This window comes from Mycobacterium sp. SMC-13 (assembly GCF_045311035.1).
GTDB lineage: Bacteria > Actinomycetota > Actinomycetes > Mycobacteriales > Mycobacteriaceae > Mycobacterium.
The window spans coordinates 164926-181980 of record NZ_JBJIAI010000010.1; the positions used below are offsets into that span (position 1 = coordinate 164926).

The 17055-nt window shown below is 66.2% G+C and carries 15 protein-coding genes; 7 read left to right on the plus strand and 8 right to left on the minus strand.

The annotated features are described in order from the left end of the window. Positions 1-3 precede the first annotated feature (3 nt). The 3 genes from ACJH6I_RS16855 to ACJH6I_RS16865 are packed head-to-tail and all read left to right on the plus strand — an operon-like array spanning position 4 to position 2553. Positions 4-756 (plus strand): amino acid ABC transporter ATP-binding protein, encoded by a 753-nt coding sequence (locus ACJH6I_RS16855; protein WP_406784305.1) that lies wholly within the window; start codon positions 4-6, stop codon positions 754-756. After that, complete coding sequence (gene macS, locus ACJH6I_RS16860) at positions 756-1913, plus strand: MacS family sensor histidine kinase (protein WP_318986318.1); 1158 nt, start codon at positions 756-758, stop codon at positions 1911-1913. Before ACJH6I_RS16855 ends, macS begins: the two co-directional genes overlap by 1 nt. Then, positions 1906-2553 (plus strand): response regulator transcription factor, encoded by a 648-nt coding sequence (locus ACJH6I_RS16865; protein ID WP_318986319.1) that lies wholly within the window; start codon positions 1906-1908, stop codon positions 2551-2553. The genes macS and ACJH6I_RS16865 overlap by 8 nt, the downstream gene beginning before the upstream one ends. On the opposite strand, the gene ACJH6I_RS16870 is transcribed toward ACJH6I_RS16865, so the two are convergent. Continuing rightward, entirely contained in the window at positions 2526-3890 is a 1365-nt protein-coding gene (locus tag ACJH6I_RS16870; RefSeq protein ID WP_318986320.1) for an adenylate/guanylate cyclase domain-containing protein, read from the minus strand. The two genes, ACJH6I_RS16865 and ACJH6I_RS16870, sit on opposite strands and share 28 nt — an antisense overlap. Positions 3891-4469: 579 nt before the next feature. On the opposite strand from ACJH6I_RS16870, the gene ACJH6I_RS16875 reads away from it, so the two are divergent. Beyond that, a complete protein-coding gene (locus tag ACJH6I_RS16875) occupies positions 4470-6449 on the plus strand; it encodes a cellulase family glycosylhydrolase (protein ID WP_318986321.1) in 1980 nt (659 codons plus the stop codon). Positions 6450-6512: 63 nt separating this feature from the next. Here ACJH6I_RS16875 and ACJH6I_RS16880 read toward each other — a convergent pair whose 3' ends face one another. After that, a complete protein-coding gene (locus ACJH6I_RS16880) occupies positions 6513-7052 on the minus strand; it encodes a hypothetical protein (RefSeq protein WP_318986322.1) in 540 nt (179 codons plus the stop codon). Between the two features lie 2 nt (positions 7053-7054). Further along, positions 7055-7327, minus strand: a complete 273-nt coding sequence (locus tag ACJH6I_RS16885; protein ID WP_318986323.1) for a hypothetical protein — start codon at positions 7325-7327, stop codon at positions 7055-7057. A 216-nt stretch (positions 7328-7543) separates the two neighbouring features. Here ACJH6I_RS16885 and ACJH6I_RS16890 point away from each other — a divergent pair, with 216 nt between their 5' ends. Further along, positions 7544-8005: a hypothetical protein gene (locus ACJH6I_RS16890; protein WP_318986324.1), complete on the plus strand. Its 462-nt coding sequence runs from the start codon at positions 7544-7546 to the stop codon at positions 8003-8005. Positions 8006-8038: 33 nt separating this feature from the next. Then, the gene (locus ACJH6I_RS16895; RefSeq protein WP_318986325.1) at positions 8039-8260 is read left to right on the plus strand and encodes a helix-turn-helix domain-containing protein; all 222 of its coding nucleotides are present in this window, start codon (positions 8039-8041) and stop codon (positions 8258-8260) included. Here ACJH6I_RS16895 and ACJH6I_RS16900 read toward each other — a convergent pair. From ACJH6I_RS16900 to ACJH6I_RS16920, 5 genes are all read right to left on the minus strand, one after another. Further along, on the minus strand, positions 8257-13503 hold the full coding sequence (locus tag ACJH6I_RS16900; protein ID WP_318986326.1) for a hypothetical protein: 5247 nt from the start codon (positions 13501-13503) through the stop codon (positions 8257-8259). The genes ACJH6I_RS16895 and ACJH6I_RS16900 overlap by 4 nt on opposite strands. Then, positions 13500-13988: a hypothetical protein gene (locus ACJH6I_RS16905; RefSeq protein ID WP_318986327.1), complete on the minus strand. Its 489-nt coding sequence runs from the start codon at positions 13986-13988 to the stop codon at positions 13500-13502. Before ACJH6I_RS16905 ends, ACJH6I_RS16900 begins: the two co-directional genes overlap by 4 nt. After that, positions 13985-14731, minus strand: coding sequence for a hypothetical protein (locus ACJH6I_RS16910; protein WP_318986328.1), 747 nt, complete (start codon positions 14729-14731; stop codon positions 13985-13987). Before ACJH6I_RS16910 ends, ACJH6I_RS16905 begins: the two co-directional genes overlap by 4 nt. A gap of 103 nt (positions 14732-14834) precedes the next feature. After that, the gene (locus ACJH6I_RS16915; protein WP_318986329.1) at positions 14835-15605 is read right to left on the minus strand and encodes a hypothetical protein; all 771 of its coding nucleotides are present in this window, start codon (positions 15603-15605) and stop codon (positions 14835-14837) included. Positions 15606-15627: 22 nt separating this feature from the next. Continuing rightward, complete coding sequence (locus ACJH6I_RS16920; RefSeq protein WP_318986330.1) at positions 15628-16212, minus strand: hypothetical protein; 585 nt, start codon at positions 16210-16212, stop codon at positions 15628-15630. Positions 16213-16716: 504 nt separating this feature from the next. Here ACJH6I_RS16920 and ACJH6I_RS16925 point away from each other — a divergent pair. Continuing rightward, entirely contained in the window at positions 16717-17052 is a 336-nt protein-coding gene (locus tag ACJH6I_RS16925) for a hypothetical protein (RefSeq protein WP_318986331.1), read from the plus strand. Positions 17053-17055 lie beyond the last annotated feature (3 nt).

A 17055-nucleotide genomic window follows, 5' to 3' on the forward strand; every position in this document is an offset into this window, starting at 1 on the left:
CCCATGGTGCGCGCCGAGCAGGTGTGCAAGAGCTTCGGCGCCCTCGACGTACTCAAGGGCGTCTCACTCGATGTCGAGCGCGGACAGGTGCTCGTGCTCGTCGGTCCCTCCGGCTCCGGCAAGTCGACGTTCCTGCGGTGCATCAACCACCTGGAACAGGTGAGCGCCGGGCGGTTGTATGTCGATGAGGAGCTGGTCGGTTACCGCGAACGCGGCGGCAAGCTGCACGAGCTGCCGCCCAAGGAGGCCGCCCGCCAGCGGCGCGATGTCGGCATGGTGTTCCAGCATTTCAATCTGTTCCCGCACCGGACCGCGCTGGAGAACATCATCGAGGCGCCGGTTCACGTCAAGGGCGTCAAGCGTGACGCAGCGGTCACCCGTGCGCGGGATCTGCTCGACCAGGTGGGGCTGTCCAGCAAGGCCGATGCGTATCCGGCCCAGTTGTCCGGTGGCCAGCAGCAGCGTGTCGCGATCGCCCGCGCCTTGGCGATGGAACCCAAGCTGATGCTGTTCGACGAACCGACGTCGGCCCTGGACCCGGAACTGGTCGGAGACGTCCTCGCGGTCATGAAAAAGCTTGCCCAACAGGGGATGACGATGATCGTCGTCACGCATGAGATGGGCTTCGCACGCGAGGTGGCCGACCAGTTGGTGTTCATGGACGGTGGCGTGGTGGTCGAGCGCGGCGCCCCGCGCGAGGTGATGGCCAACCCACAACATGAACGCACGAAGGCTTTTCTGTCCAAAGTGATGTAATGGCTGTGCATTCCGCTTCGAAACCGGAGCCAGAACCGGACCCGGCAGCTCCGCTCTGGCGGGCGGCGCAGGGCTTCCGGTTGCTCAGCTGTCTGTACGCCCTGGGTTTTCAGCTCGCGGTCAATGACGATCTGCGGCACCCGGCGGTCACATGGGTGCTGTTCGGGCTCCTCATCGCCTGGAGCCTGGCGTGTGCGGTGGCCTACCTGAAGGGCTTCGGACGGCGGCGGGCCTGGGTGCTGGCCGAGGTGCTTGTCGTCGTCCTGCTGGTGTTGTCGACCGACCTGGTGGCCTCTCCGGCGTGGATAGCCGGTAATCAGTCGTGGCCGACCACGTTGTGGGCCACCAACGCGACGTTATCGGCGGCGATCCAGCTGGGGCCGCTGGCCGGCATGGGCGTCGGGCTGCTCGTGACGGCGGCCGGCGCGCTGCTCAAGGGCTACTTCGACCCCAATCTCGGCCGGCAGGCGACGCTCGTCATCGAGTTGGCGGTGGGGCTCGCCGTCGGGATGGCCGCGCAGACCGCGCGCCGTGCGCACGCGGAGTTGCAGCGCGCCATCCGATTGGCGGCAGCGACCGCGGAGCGCGAGCGGCTGTCCCGGCAGGTGCACGACGGCGCCATCCAGGTGCTGGCGCTGGTGGCCCGCAAGGGGCGGGAAATCGGAGGTGCGACAACCGAACTCGCGCAGCTGGCCGGCGAGCAGGAACGGGCGCTGCGCCGACTGGTCAGTTCCGGTCTGGACGAGGCGCCGGGCGGTCTGGTCGACGTCGGGGAGATGCTCCGGGCCCGCGCGGGTGATCGCGTCGCGGTGAGCGTGCCGCCGGACCCGGTGCTGCTCGACGCCGCCGTGGCGGGCGAACTCGATGCCGCGGTCGCCAACGTGCTGGGCAACACGGTCGCACACGCGGGCCCCGAGGCGCGGGCTTACGTCCTCGTCGAGGACCTGGACGGGCAGGTCGTGGTGAGCGTCCGCGACGATGGGGTGGGGATCGCCGACGGACGGTTGGCGCAGGCAGCTGCGGAGGGGCATATGGGTGTGACGAAATCGATTGTGGGACGGCTGGAATCGCTCGGAGGTAAAGCCGAGCTGACGACGTCGCCGGGAGCCGGCACCGAGTGGGAGCTGACGGTACCGAGGGCGGCCGGCGATGTCTGAGCCTCAGTTGACGGTGATGGTGGTCGACGACCACCCGATCTGGCGGGACGCCGTCGCCCGTGACCTCGAGGACTCGGGCTTCACCGTGGTGGCCACCGCTGACGGTGTGGCCGCCGCGGGCCGGCGGGCCGCGGTGGTCAAGCCCCAGGTGGTGCTGATGGACATGCGGCTGTCCGACGGCAGCGGCGTCGAGGCGACCACGCAGGTGCTGGCGGTCTCACCGGCGACCCGGGTGCTGGTGCTGTCGGCCTCCGACGAGCGCGACGACGTCCTGGAGGCCGTGAAGGCCGGTGCCACCGGGTATCTGGTGAAGAGTGCCTCCAAGGCCGAGCTGGCCGACGCGGTGCGCGCGACAGGTGAGGGGCGTGCGGTGTTCACCCCGGGTCTGGCCGGCCTGGTGCTGGGGGAGCACCGGCGCATGGCCAAGACGCCGGGTGCGGACCCGGCTGCCGGCCTGACGGAGCGGGAAACCGAGATCCTGCGGTACGTGGCGAAAGGCTTGACCGCCAAGCAGATTGCCGAACGCCTGACGCTCAGCCACCGCACCGTCGAGAACCACGTGCAGGCGACGTTCCGCAAGCTGCAGGTGGCCAACCGGGTCGAAGCGGCGCGCTATGCCATCGAGCACGGGCTGGACTGAGCGCCGTCGGCTCGGGACGAGCCGGCCGCGGACAGCCGTCCGACCAGATACCAGGTGTGCATCAGCCCTTTGCCCTTGACGTCGATCTCGCCGCGCTCCTCGAATTCGTATGCGTGGCGCAGACGTTCATACACGTTGTGCGGCACCTGGATTCGGCCGGCGACGTCGGTGCTCTCCATGCGGGACGCGACGTTCACCGCGTCGCCCCAGACGTCGTAGAAGAACTTGCGTGACCCCACCACACCGGCCACCACGGGGCCGGCGGCGATGCCGATACGGACCGGGACGGGCCGCCCCTTGGGATCGGTCAGCCCGCGGACCGAATCGGCAAAGTCCAGTGCCAGGCAGGCCAGCGCCTCGAGGTGATCGGCCCGACCGTGCGGTATCCCGCTGACCACCATGTAGGAGTCACCGCTCGTCTTGACCTTCTCCAAGCCGTGCCGGTCGACGAGTGCGTCGAGCCCGGTGTAGAGCGTGTCCAGGAACTGGACCAGATCGGCGGGGGTGGTGTCGCTGGCGCGCTGGGTGTAGCCGGCGATATCGGCGAAAAGTATTGAGGCGTCGTCGAATTTGTCGGCGATCACCGAATGCGCCGGATCCTTGAGTCGCTGCGCGATGGACTCGGGGAGGATGTTCGCCAGCAGCGTCTCGGACCTGAGGTATTCGGCCTGGATGGCGCGCTGGGCGATGGCGTTCTCCCGCAGCACCGACCAGACCGTCGCCATCACGATGAGGCAGGCCGACACCGCGGTGATGACGAACGACACCCGGCTTTCCATCTCGCTCTGCGCTCCGGTGTGCGCCGGGACGGTGAATTCCAGGATGCTCGCGGTGACGATGCCGACCGCGGCGACGGCGGCCGCGAAACCCACATGTTCGAGGCCCACGATCAGCAGTGCGATGGCACCCGCCACCGCGAAATACAACAGAATTCCCGAGCCGGTGCCCACATTGATGGTCACGACGGTGACCGTGATGTAGGCGATGAGTATGAACGCCGCGGGCGCCACGAGTTCGCCGAACCGGTACAGCGTCGGCACGAGCAGGAACAGCACCGCGCCGGCCAGATTGACCGCGCCGATCCACATCGTATAAGGCCCAGTGGTCAACGCCTGCAAGGCGAAGAAGACGCTGAGCACCGCGCCGAGGCGGCTGGTGCGCGTCAGGATCCGGCGGCTGCGGGCGACGGTCGGGCTCAGGATGTCGGCGTCGGGGCGAAGGCACTCGCGGACGGTCGCGGTCGGCACGCAGACCGAACGGCGCACGGCAGCGACCAAATCGGCGCTGGCCGGGGTTGCGGCGCCGCCGGTGAGGCGAGCGTCGTCCATGATCGCCATGGAGTAAGGGTAGACGCGCGGGACCGGGTTTGGTGCTCGGCTGCGGATACTCCGCTGATGGCGAAACAGCGGGTCGCCCCGGTGCCGCCGGCGCGCTGTCCCGGATTGGTTGCGGGACCCATAATGGCCAGTCGCTGTGGCCATTTAGAAGGGCTCGCTGAGTGGGATATTCGTGGGTACTCGGTGTCCCTTCGCCGCAGTCGAAAAGTACGTACAACGGCGATCAATATCAAAATTGCCAAATATTCGACAGCTGCGTCGAATGGCATTTCTGGTGGACCGGCTGAAGCAGTTGAACTGCATATATACCAGAAAAATGCTTGCTTATGACAATTTTGCAAACCGATATTGATTAGCTGTATGTGAACATACCAGAGGTATTTAGGACATCTCTATATTTGCCTGATTCGCATGCTCGGACTATTTCGATCAGATTTCGGATTTGAGCTCATTAAATTGTTGTCGGAGCAGTAAATTAACTGCCACGCGTCGTTGTCGAGGGGCGACGACCAGGGCGGAAAGGGGACTGCGGTGAACCGTCTGGTCCGTGCTCTCATGCTGAGAGTCGTTGTCGTATTGATGCCATTGGCTGTCATCTGCACCTACAGCCACGTGACGCCCGCGCCGACTCGAACGGTCGCGATCGACGTCATACCCACCGCCGAGATCGATGACACGCATTCGACCATCGGCATCGCTGACTCCAGCCTCTACGGACTGTCGCCGGCGGAGATCGACAAGACCCTGACCCAGCTGCAGTCCATCGGGGTGCAGAACATCCGGGTCTTCGTCCCATGGGCGTTGATCAAGATGACGGGTCCGAATGATCTTGCGAATGACGCGAACTGGACGCTGATGAACAACGTGATGGACGCCGCGCGCGCCCACAACATGGGTGTGCTGGCGGTCATCAGCCACACCCCGCTGTGGGCGGCGCCGAGTGGGACCACCCCGGGTGCGGGCGCACCCGATCCGGCCGTCTATGCGGACTTCGTGAAGCAGGTGGCCACCCGCTACGGCGACGTCATCTCCGCGTACGAAGTCTGGAACGAGCCCAACAGCTTCACGTTCTTCCAGCCGATGGATGCCGCTAAGTACACCGCCATCCTGAAGGCCGTCTACACCACCCTGAAGGGCGGCGACGGGACCACCGGTGTGGACCCGACGGCCTCGGTCATCGCGGGCGCCCTGGCGCCGATTCAGGACTTCTTCGGACTCACGTCGTCTCCGCAGACCTTCCTGGCCGCAATGTATGCCGCCGGCGCCAAAGGCTTTTTCGACGCGATCTCGTTCCACCCGTACGAGTTCAACCAGGTGCTGAAGTTCTCGCAGGGTGCCCTGAACCCACTCGCGCCGCTGTACCAGCTGCAGCAGATGCGGGCGATCATGGTGCAGAACGGTGACGGCGACAAGCTGATCTGGGCCACCGAGTACGGCTTCCAGACCGTGCTGGACCAACTCGGCGTCGTCGACCCCACGAGCAACCAGAAGCAGGCCGATTTCATCTCGGACTTCATCACTGCCTGGCGGGCGCTGACCTACACCGGCCCGATATTCATCTACACCACCCGTGACGGCACGCCGGGCACGGACACCGGTTACGGCATCTTCCAGGCGGACTGGACGGCGAAGCTGGCGGTGAAGGTGATCTCGGATGCCATCGGTCTTCCGCCGGTCATCGTCTCGCCGATCGTGGCGCTGGCCCAATTGATCCAGAAGGCGCTGGCTCAGGCCCAGAAAGCCTTCGCGTCGTTCACCGCATCGCTGCAGACCGCGGTCAACAACGCCGTCAAGGCGTTCCAGAGCCTGCTGGCGGGCATCTTCAAACCCGCTGCGGCGCAACCGAGTACCACCGCGAGCCTGGCATCCGCCGCCGCCTCGATCAGTGCGGACACCCTCTCGGAGGCCAACCGGGCCGCGACGGAGCTGAAGTCTCAGGTGGGTGGTTCGAAGGACACCGCCGACCACGTCAAGGCCGGCGACAAGTCCGAGTCGGGTGACGTCAAGGTGGTCGACGCCGTCGAGCACGAAACCGCGGGAGCTGTCGACCCGAAGGCCGTGGAGACCAAGGTCGAGGATCCCAAGACTGAGGATCCCAAGGCCGAAACCCCGAAGGAAGACACCCCGAAGGCGGAGAGCCCGAAGACCGAGAGCCCGAAGGAAGAAACCCCGAAGGTCGAAACGCCCAAGACTGAGACCCCGAAGGAAGAAACCCCGAAGGAAGAGGCTCCCAAGGCCGAGACGCCCAAGGCGGAAACGCCGAAGGCGGAAACGCCCAAAGCAGAAACCCCGCAGTCCGATTCGCCTGCGTCGGCGGAGCCGAAGGCCGCGAACGAATCCAAGAAGCCGGCCAAAGACGCTGCGGCCGAGGGCAAGTCGACCGATGGCAAGGACGGCGACAAGCCGGCCGCCAAGGGCAAGGGCAAGAAGCCGGGCAAGACGAAGAAGCCGGCCCCCGCTGCCAGTAAACCGTCAAAGCCGACGGGACGGTCGAACAGCGACACCGGTGGCAAGACTTCGCCGGCGGACAGCAAGTCACATCAGCATCAGGGCGCATAACCCGGGTGCGGACGAGGCCTCCCTGGCGTGTCATGCGCCGGGGAGGCCCTCGGGTTCTACGGCTCAGACCGAATAGATCGGGGCGCCGATCCCGGACATGGTTGCCCGGAGGCGGTGCGCGATATCCCGGTCCAGGGCAACGAGATTCGCGGCGAAGTGCCGGATGTCGGCGGAGTGGTCATCGGCCATCGACTCGCGCGACTCGCGTTCCCGCGCCACGAACCGGTATCTGACCTCGGTCACCGACAGGTCTTCGGAGACGGTGAACTCGTTGGTACGCGCTTCGTCAATTGCGTTGAGCGCCAATCGCTTCACGTCAGACAGCGACGCCGCGCCGGCGTGGGCGATACTCGCGGCGGTCCGTAGTGCGTCGGCCGAGCCACGAACCTTGACCAGGTCGCGCCACGCGATGTCCTGCGCGTTCTCCGCCGCACTGCCTTCCCACGTGGTGCCGCCGGGACGCAGGGTGCCCTGCCAGACGTCGTGGAATGAGTTCTCCCACATATCGGCGGTCTTGTTCCACTGCGCGGCGGCGTCGACCAGGTGTTGCACATCCCAATCGGTGATCTGCGCCAGCGTCGGCAACTCGAGTTCGGCCATCATGGCTACTCCGCCAATGCTGCCGTGGCCGAGCTGTCGGAGTCGGTATACGCGCGTCCGGCGGCGGTCAGCGCGGAGACAACAGACCAGATCCGTTCGGCATGTGCGGCGGACGCGGCATCGATGCGCGATTGGATCTCGGCGACGACATCCGCGGTGGACTGACCTTCGGGAAGCAGCGCGCCACTGGTGACGTGTGCGGACAGAGCTTGGGCATGCTGCTCGAGTTGACCGGCAACGGCGAACAGCCCATCAGCAGTGACTCGCAGTGCCCCCATGCCTGCAGTTTAGCGGCGAGCTTTGGTGCCCTCGGTGAGATTCGAACTCAAATTCTGAGTTCCACGTCACCTCGGCAAATGCGCCAAAGGGTACAACTACCTGCTTCAACGCCAACGGCCAACATCTGTGCTGATCGGTCCTGATCGGCCAGGTTTGTAGCCAAAAAGTAGCCAATCGCTCGCCCGTTCGACCACCACCGAAAGCGATCCACCACCATGATCACCACCGCAATGAACCCCGCACACGCCGGCGACGGATGGCGCGACCTCGTTTCACAACTCACCAAAGGCCAGATCGCCTTCCTTGAGAGCCGTGAATCCCACTGGCACTACCACGACCTCCTGCGTCGGGCACGGAACTACATCAAGGACAACCCACGTGACCCGGCGATGAGGTTTGCCGACGTCGCACCGCCCGGAGACGCGGTCCGAGTCGGCGACTGGTTCCTTGATGATCGGATCGACGGCGAGGACCTATTCGCGCGTCACTTCACGTCGTGGAGTGCTGCCGAGTTTCCTGTGAGCATCGAGGGCACGCAGTGCCCGGGCTGTGTCCCTGTGCGTCACGTGTCTATCGCCGAGACTCCCGAATTGCAGGAAATGACGGCCGAGCAGGCTCGCCGACTCGCCAGCACGCTACTCTGTGCCGCCGACAAGCTCGATTCGCTGAACGTGTGACGCGCGCCGTCGAAAGACGAACGGGAGTTCTCAATGTCAGAGTTCAAGAGCGTCAACGGAGTTCGCGCGTTGTTGACCGTTGACCAAACCGCCGAGGTGTTGCAGGTCAGTCGCGCGTCGCTGTACAGGCTGTTCGCGTCCGGGGCGCTGCGTTACGTGCAGGTCGGCGCGCACCGGCGGGTGTCGGCGGCCGAGATCGAGCGGTTCATCGCCGCGAACACCCAAGGGCAAGTCGCGGAGGTTCCGCCCGACTAGTCGAGCAGGGCCAGGATGCTGTCGCGGACGGCTTCAGGGGATGCCTGGGTGCCATGTAGGTGGATATCCCCGACGGTGACGGTGCGGCTGTATCGGCTGCCGAGGCGGTCGAGCGCGCCGTCCTCCATCGCCGTTGTCAGTCGTTCGTGGTAGAGGCTCTGGCGCGGGGAGAGGACGCGCTCCGGCTCGATAGTTGCCTTGGGGAGGAAGCCCTTCCCGACGGCGACGCCGCCGTCGTCGAACGCCAGGAACGGCAGGAATGTTGTCAGCAGGCCGCCGATACCGCCGGTCAGGATGGGGTTCAGCAGCTTGCCGAAGATGCCCATGAAGCCGTCGGTGAGCAGCCCGACGATCGGGCCCGTCGCGGCGCCGGCGATCATCTGCGCGATCTCGCCGCCGATGTTGATGCCGGCCTGACCGCCGGACGAAATCAGGCTCGTGACAAGGCTGCCCGCGATACCGCCGGCGGGTCCACCCCCTGCGGCCATGATGCCGCCCGAAACGGCGCCGCCCGCCGCGCTCGCCCCGGCCTGCAGCAGAGACGACGCGATCGCCTGCGTAATCGGGATGACGATCTTCTGGATGATGAACTTGATGAGGCCTTCGAGCACCTGCTTGAAGATGCGGACGCGCTCGGCGACCACCGTCTCCTCCGACGATCCGGAGCGGTCCACCAGGCCGCTGGTGTCGTTCATCAGCCGGCCGCTGGCCTCGAACGCCTTGAAGTCCCCGCGGAACTTGCGGAAGTCGTCGGACATCCGATTCATGGTGTCCCGCACCGCGATCTCGACGCCGATGACCTTCAGCAGGATCTTGATGATCAGGTTGATGATGTCGCCGATGATGGGCACCTGGCTGACACCGAACCAGTCAGCGCCCACGGTGTCATTGCCGATGCCGCCGCCGCCGGCGAAGCCCCGCATCCCGCCGTTGCGGTGAAGCGCGGCGCGGAAGGCGTAGACGCCGCGTTGGCCGCCCATCGCCGACACGTCCTTGGTTGTCAGCATGTGCTCGCCGGGCATGCCCATCAGTGGTACCGAGTCGACGCCCGGGGTGCCGCCCCAGATCGCACCACCCTCAGCGAGTCCGGGGATGATGCCCGCCGCGCCGCCGGAGGTGCCCTGCTGGGCAGCCTGGCCCGCGGCGGCCATGGCGGACTGGACCGCCGACTGGATGATCGGCTTCAGCACCGACTCGGACAGTTGGGTCTTGATCTGGTCGAGGACCGCCAGCATCTGCTGCTGGCGGGCGTCAGCGGCGGCCTGTGTGTCGGTGAACGTCCGCATGATGAGCGATGCCGTGTCGGACATCATCTGCCCGCCGGCGGTGAACCCGGGGCCGCTGTTGCCCATCACCTGGCCGTTCCACCCCTGGCGGGTGAAGTCCGGCACCTGATACCCGGCGAGCGCCGCGACGCTGAGCGGGTTGCCCTCCTTCATCAGCGTGCCGGTCCGAGTGGCAGGCCGGTCCTTCGTGCTGTTGCGCTCGAGCTGCGTGCCCTGGTCAATGCCGGAGATGATCGATCCGGCCGCGTCGCCCAGCGGTCCGCCAGCGGCGTTGAGGGCATCCCCGAACAGTTGGCCGCCGAACTGCTTGGCGAACCCGGGTCCAGGTCCGTCGACGATGTACACCGGCACCGGGCCACCGGAGTATCCGAGCGGAGTGGCCGACATGCCCATCCCCGCGGCGCCGCCGAGCGGCATCCCGGTGACGGGGCGGTAGAAGTGCTGGTTGAACGACGGGTCGAACGCGCCGGTGCCGCCGACACCGCCGCGCGCTGCCGCGGCATCGCTGCCCCAGTTGAATGGAGTACCGTCCGGGAGCGTGGCCTGCATGTGGCCGCCGTTGTACCCGACGTTGAACGCGCCGGGCATCGTGCCGGGCAGGAACCCGCGCGAGGTCAGCCACTGGGCGGCGTTGCCGGTCGACATCTCGCGGCCGCCGGTCGGCATCCCGTCCATCAAGTTGACGAGGTCCTCGACGCTGCTCGAGCAGTCGGCGAGCCCCTTGGTCAGATCAGCCTGGCCCTGGGTGTACCGGCCGGCGGGGACCTGTGACAGCAGCGCCGCGTCGAAGCCACCTGCCGCCATGCCGGGTGTCGTGGCGCCGCCGCGGCCGGTGAACTGCTGCTGTTGGAACTTGGTGAGCGACTTGACCAGTGGCGTGTTGGTCGAGTCCAGTACGCCGGTGAATCCGCCGCCCGTGAGCACCTGCTGCACCAGGGCGGCGATGTCGTCGTCGCCGAGGCCCTTGCGCTTGTTGCGGGCCGACGTGATCGCCGTGACGACCGGGCTGTTGACGTTCAGCCCGGAGCCAGCGAGGTCGCTGACGTTGCCGCTGCGTGCGAACGCCGACAGCGCCGCGGCGAGAGCCGGCATGTTGCCGCCCCCGCCGCCGGTCAGCGTCGCCCCGGAGGTCGCGCCCTGCGGGACCAGCAGCTGACCTTCGCCGTTGAAGCCGCCCCAGTCCATCTGGTTCGGGTCACCGCCGAGCGCCCGGATCATGCCGGCCAGCGCGCCCTTGCCCACGTCGCCGCCGAACGGCTTCATCTTCGGTCCGAGCGCGTCGGCCATCGTGGTGGTGTTCTGCGCGGTGGTGGCAAGCGCGCCGCCACCCTTGCCGAGGATGGCGTCACGGATCTGAGTCAGCAGCCCGATGACGCTGTTGTCGGGCGCGCCGAGCGCGCCCTCGGCGCCGACCACACCACCGGTCGCGTAGCCGCGGCGACTGATTCCGGACCGGAAACGCGAGTTGATTCCGTACAGCCACGAGCCTCCCAGCGCCCGCATGGCCTCCGGGATGACGACACCCTCGCCACCGGACATCGGCACCAGCATGTTGTCCACACCGGGCGAATAGCCCGGCAGAACACCGCCGTCGGCGCGTGGCGGGCCCAGCGGAGCCGAGCCCGGTACCGCGCCGCCCGGCATCGAGGTGACGATCGGGACCGTGATGGTCTTGCCCTGGTAGGACGCGAAGAGGCTCTTGATCGCACCTTCGGCCGGAGCGGTGTTCGCGTCGATCGTGAACTTGCCGTCTGGCAGCTGCGTGATCTTCAAACCCAGGTCGGTGACTTTTCTCAGCACCTCGGGGGTTGGGTTGACGATCTCGAAATGGCCATCGGGGAGTGTCTTGAGCTCGTCGCCGAGCTTGTTGATCGCGTCGCCAGTCCGCTTCGCGTCGTCGAGCATCGACTTGAACTGGGCGTCGAAGTTATCGGCAGTGATGCCGGGAATCTGCACCTTGCCGGACGTGATCTGGTCCTTGAGTGCCTGCTTGGCGTACTGAGCCCCGAGATCGTTCGGGTTGGCGAACTGAGCGGTCAGCTTCCTAGGGTCGAAGACGTTCTCGCCGAAGAACTTGTTGTACAACTCGCGCCGCGCGGAGTCGTTAGGTGCCGCATTGAAGGCGTTGGTGAGTTCGCCTGCGCTCTTGGAGAATTGGCGGTCGCGGCGTATGCCGTCGACGACGAGGCCAGCTATGGCGCCGATGGCAGCACCGGGCAAGTTGCCCAGCGCGTAGCCGCCAGCCGCGAGGCCACCGACGGTTTCCAGTGACGTTCCAGTGCTGCCGGCCGGCTTGCTGAGGGCGTCGATCGTCAGGCCGGTGCTGGTGGCAAGCCAGCCCAGCTTGCCGAAGAACCCTCCGCCCTTGCCGCCGCCCTTGCCGCCGCCGAAGAACCCGAAGTTGCCGCCCTTCCCGGGCGCGCCACCTCCACCGGGACCACCGCCGAAGAGGTTGCCGATCCAGCCCAACGTCTTGAATGCCGCGAAGGACGTGACGGCCGCCGACACCAGGCCGGGCATCGACGCCAGTCCGTGTGTCACCGCGCCGATAGCGGGGAGAAGGACATCGCCCCACTGCTGCAGGCCCTTGAACACGTCGCCGATGACGCGGGCGACGTCGCCGAGGATAGGAATCCACTCGGACAACCGGTCGCGCGCGTCCTTGAAGAAATCGCCCAGCTTCTGCTGGCCTTCAGCGGATCCCAGGAATGTGGCGAGTCGGCCAGTGCCGTTCTCGAGCATCTTGAGGAACCCGCCGTCGCCGCCGGCGGCCTGGGTGATGCTGGTGATGATCTTGCCGACGTTCAGGAAGCTCTCGCCGAGGCTGCCGACGGCTTTGAAGCCTTGGTCGATCCATTTGTCGAGGCGCCCGTCTGCGGCTGCCTTCGAGATGAAGGAGTCGAATCGGGTGGCGACGGCGTTGAGCCCATCCGCCAGGCGCGGCAGGAAGTTCGAACCCGTGGTGGCCAACTGGCCGAGACCGTGAATGATCGGCTCGATCGCCTTATTGGCGCGGTTCTGGGCGTCGGCGGTGTTCCCGAAGATGCGGTCCAGGAAGCCTTTCGACGAGTCCGAGCTGGCCGCGCCAAGCAGGCTCTTGAAGGTGCCGTTCCACGCGGTGGCGATGCCGCCGAGGCCGGTCTTGAACGTCGGCAGCATCTTGCTCGAGAAGTCGGTGATCGACTTGCTGAGGCCGTCGAACATGTTCTGCTGCACTACGTCTTTGCGGAGCTTCTCGAGCTCCGGCACCAGTGTGCCGATGGATTTGACTGTGTCTGCCGCGGCGGGTGACAGGTCCTTCAGCGCATCGGCGGCTTTCTTGATGTCCTTCGGGTCGCCGGATTTGGCGGCCTTGTACATCTGGTCGATGGCGTCGCCGACGCCCATGAAACCGAGCTTCGCGGTGCCGACGGACGCGGCGATGCCGGCGAACACGCCCGGCAGGGCGAGACCCGTCTGCGCGAGCTGCTGCACCGCGCCAACGAGATTGGTGACCACCAGGGTGGCGGCGGGTAGCCCGGACGCGGCGAGACCAGCGCCGCCGAGCAGGCCAGGGACGAGGGCACCGCCACCGCCACCTCGACCGCCCGTACCTCCGCGGCCGCCGCCACCTCCAGATCGAGCTACACGCTCAGCCGCGGCCCGCTTGGCGGCCGATATCTCCGCCGCACGCGCTAGCCGCTCATAGTCCCGAATCTGACTATCGGTCGATACCTTCGACTCCGCTGCGGCACGAGACATGGTGCGCGACAAGCTCGACTGCGCCGCCTCCGCGCGGCCAATACCCTTCGCAGCATCTGCTGCAGCGCGAGAAAGCCCTTCGAGTCCACGAGGATCGACCTGCACAAGTTGGCGATTCAGACTCGCCAGTTGGGGCGCGACCTGCCGCCGTAGCTTCTCACCAAGGCCGTTGGCGTCGATATCGACGCCAACGGTGATGGTCCCGGCGGTCGTCATGGGATGGTGATATCGACAGCCGGTGCGGAACCTGTCAGGCCGGTCAGGTCGGCGTCCAGGGTGCCGCCTGGGTGCGTGACTATCCAGGGCCCGCCGTTGGGGCCGGTGACATTGAAATCCAGTGCCGTATAGGAGGTCCGGAGCCCAAGGAACGCAGCCAGCAGCTGCGCCTGCGAAGCGTTCCACGGGACAGTGAGCGGGTCGCCGCGGTAGACGAGGCCGAGGCTTCCTCCCGTCGTGCCCGACACGGTGATGAGCCTCTGCACACGCCGCAACCCGCTGGTGTCCGCGGCGGCCAGCACCTCGGTGAGCACAACCGGCGCGCGTCCAGGTTTCGTCGCGACGATCTCGCCGTCACGTTCCGACAGCACCCAAGAGCCGAGGCGCACCGTGTCCCGGCTCTTGAACTCCTTGATCTGCTGCTGAACATCCCGCGCCCACTCGGCTTCGGTGTGCGGGCGCCGCCCGACGTTGCTGCCGCTCACGATGCACCCGTCTGGCCGAGCTTGACCGCCGGGATTTCACGGAGTCCGGAGCGGATGTTCGCCAACTCAAACCCGTGGCGGGCCTTGTCCTTCGACAGGCCCAGCGCCGCAGTGACATCGCTGTGATGGATCACCCCGGTCTGTTCCAACTGGATCGTCAGAGCAGTGATCGCCGGCCACAGCCGCAGTACCAGAGGAAGTGCAGCCATCGGATCTGATCGCTCGCAACGCGCGATCGACATCCGGTGAAGGTCCTCCGCGTCGGAACCCGACTCCGCCAGGACGGCCTCCACTTGGCCGGTCGTCGGGGCCCGCCCGTGCAGCAGGATCGCTTCCGCCACCGCCCCGGCCGCTGCAATCAGCGGCTGACGCTGCTCCGCCTCGACGCTGAACGGCAGGTAACGGCAATAGCCTTGCGCGCCATTCGACAACTTCATCCCAGGTGAAAACGACTCGGCACGATCGATCTCCGCGCCGCACAGCACACCAACGGCCGCGTGCGCGGCTTCATGCACCGCGGTTCGCAAGTTCGACACCGAAGCCAGATGCGCCGCGCGGCTCACCCGAGGTGCGGGCGTCGCTGCGATGCCCGCTGATGCCGTCAGCGCCTTGGGAGGGGTCTCAGTTGAAGTTCGACCCTTCGGCGCCGCAGGAAGGACAGCTCTGCGCGCCATTGCTCGCCTGATGAACGCCAAACGCTCTGCACGGTCGGTGATTTCAGAAATCATCTTTGCGCTGGTCATGCCATCCCTCCCAGGATCGTGCTAGAGAGTGCTGTCACGATCGGCGCCGGGACAGTGAGGCCCGCAGCCATCCACCGCCCCGACACCAACCGCTCCTTCACCCTCAACTGACCGTCACCGCGCCAATGAGCGCCTCGTAGCCGACGACGAGAGACCGCTCGGTGATCACCTCAAACCGGTTCAGTTCCGGTTTCATCGCCGCCCGTGTGGCGACCTCACCGCGCCAGCCGTACGTCGGCGACGTCGCGACCAGCTTGTCGCCGAGCCCCGTGACATAGCCGCCGCCAAACACCCACCGGTGACCCATCGGAGACTTACCGCCACTCAGTAACAACGCCTGAGCGGCCACCGCCGCCCAGCCAGGGCGCGCATGGATGAACCCCACCGTGTTCGTCTCCGCGAACGAATCCTCGAGTTCCGCAACAGCCGCCACCAGCCCTGACACACTTGGCGCGCCGCCAGCGTCCAGCAACATCCTGGCCGCGAACTCCCGCTCCACCGCGTTCTGCTCGAGCAGCCGCATGTTCTGCTGGGCACGAGTCCTGACCTGGTCCTGCGTCTGAACTGTCATGTCGCAGTGGTCCTCAGCCCACACAGTGATCGGCGCGAACGCGTCGAGGAACGCCGGGGGCCGCTCGCCCTCTTTCACGTCCGACGGCGACAAATCCTCCTCATGAGCGCACCAATCCGCACCCCACACTCCGAACGCCGATTCGCCGCCGTAGTTGTGCGTCCAAATCTGCACGCCCCCAGGCAGCCACCGATACGGCTCACCCTGGTCAGCCCACGTGGTCGCCCCGTACAGGCCGTTGGGCGCCGGATTGACCAGCGGCGCATCGAAAATCACCGGAGCCGGCTCATGCAAAACAGTCATTGGGATGATTCCTTTCCATCACTCATCGAGACAAACCGAACTGGCGCAACACATCCCGCGTCTCATTCGCCTGATCCGCAGCGGCCTGCGCGGCAGCCTCCGCCGCACGCCGCAGATGAACCACCTGTTGCTGACGCAGCCGAGGAATCTGCTCCGCCAGAACACGGACCCTGTAGTCGAAGCCCCACGAATCCGGCCCCCGCAGCGAGTCGCTGATCGCCTGATCCAGCCTCGAAATCACATGTACAGGCCCGGCCGCTACCAGCTCCGCCAGGTCGGCCGCCAGCGGCTCCACACAGGCCACCAGACCATCGACCCAGTAGCCGGTGCGAAGGAGGTCGTTATCGATCACCAAGGCCTGCTTGAATCCCGGCGCCCCCACAAACTCCGCCAACCTCGCCCGCGCATCGCCAGTAAGGAGAGGGGCCATCGCCAGCACCAAGTCGTCCCGTAGCTGCTGGACCGCCTTCGCCAGGGCGTCGACATGAAAGCCTGGGAACCACAGCCTGATTTCCGGCCGCTGCGGATCAAAGAGCTGAGGCCCCGCTGACAGCAGGCCGGCGATCTCCGAGGCCAGCGGACCGGCCTGGTCCCGCACTTCCGCCACGACATCGAAGCTGGCGTAGTGAACCAATCGCCCCAGGCCCTTTGCGCGTTCCCCGCGAGCATCCGCCTGCGAAAACGTGAACGTGGACGGCGGCTCAGGTCGCCGGATCGTCCGATCCACGTAATGGGACGACGGTTTACCAACCTTCGGCCTCCGTCGCGTCAGCACGCCACGGCCTTCAACTCGGCAATCAACCGATCGGCACCAGGTCGCGACAGCTGGCCGGCCTCCGCGCCGATCGACTTATGAACACGCCAGTACGCCAACGCTTCCCGGCACTCGACAACCCAAGGATCGCCCTCGCCATAGCCTCTCGATTTCAGGTACGCGAGGCGTGCACACCACGAAGCCGACGGCCGCGATGCGGGATCGGCAGACACACAACTGACCATGACGCGGACGCTACGTCGACCCCGTGCAATGCAGCCTCAGCAGCAATGCAGCCCTGGCAACCCCGCAAAATCACGAGACAATTGACCAACAAACAGAGGACAGTTAGACACCATGACCAGCCCCGACTCTGAGCGGCCAAAGCTGAGCCCGGAAAAGCAAGCCGAGCTGCGGGCCCTCATCGACCTCGAGACCGCCGCGGCGGAAGCCGCCCACACGGAAAGCCTCCGCGCCCAGATGTACGCAGAGGCCGAAGCCGCAGAAGCCGTCCCTTTCGACGAGGACGACGGGCAGCCGCTACCCCCGCACGTGAAGGTGAGCCGGCCGAACCGAACCGCGGTCGACTATGCAGCGATGAGCCGCGAAATCGAAGCCGGAGAACACATCCCCTTCGGCCCCATCGAGACAGGGCGCCTTCGCACGGAGCCAGTTCCTGATTTGGAGAATTGAGGG

Coding starts and splice junctions, on each gene's coding strand:
- ACJH6I_RS16880 (WP_318986322.1), bottom strand. CDS start 7,052: ATGATGGCCGAACTCGAGTTGCCGACGCTGGCGCAGATCACCGATTGG.
- ACJH6I_RS16865 (WP_318986319.1), top strand. CDS start 1,906: ATGTCTGAGCCTCAGTTGACGGTGATGGTGGTCGACGACCACCCGATC.
- ACJH6I_RS16910 (WP_318986328.1), bottom strand. CDS start 14,731: ATGACCAGCGCAAAGATGATTTCTGAAATCACCGACCGTGCAGAGCGT.
- ACJH6I_RS16885 (WP_318986323.1), bottom strand. CDS start 7,327: ATGGGGGCACTGCGAGTCACTGCTGATGGGCTGTTCGCCGTTGCCGGT.
- ACJH6I_RS16900 (WP_318986326.1), bottom strand. CDS start 13,503: ATGACGACCGCCGGGACCATCACCGTTGGCGTCGATATCGACGCCAAC.
- ACJH6I_RS16870 (WP_318986320.1), bottom strand. CDS start 3,890: ATGGCGATCATGGACGACGCTCGCCTCACCGGCGGCGCCGCAACCCCG.
- ACJH6I_RS16855 (WP_406784305.1), top strand. CDS start 4: ATGGTGCGCGCCGAGCAGGTGTGCAAGAGCTTCGGCGCCCTCGACGTA.
- ACJH6I_RS16875 (WP_318986321.1), top strand. CDS start 4,470: ATGCCATTGGCTGTCATCTGCACCTACAGCCACGTGACGCCCGCGCCG.
- ACJH6I_RS16895 (WP_318986325.1), top strand. CDS start 8,039: ATGTCAGAGTTCAAGAGCGTCAACGGAGTTCGCGCGTTGTTGACCGTT.
- ACJH6I_RS16915 (WP_318986329.1), bottom strand. CDS start 15,605: ATGACTGTTTTGCATGAGCCGGCTCCGGTGATTTTCGATGCGCCGCTG.
- ACJH6I_RS16925 (WP_318986331.1), top strand. CDS start 16,717: ATGACCAGCCCCGACTCTGAGCGGCCAAAGCTGAGCCCGGAAAAGCAA.
- macS (WP_318986318.1), top strand. CDS start 756: ATGGCTGTGCATTCCGCTTCGAAACCGGAGCCAGAACCGGACCCGGCA.
- ACJH6I_RS16890 (WP_318986324.1), top strand. CDS start 7,544: ATGATCACCACCGCAATGAACCCCGCACACGCCGGCGACGGATGGCGC.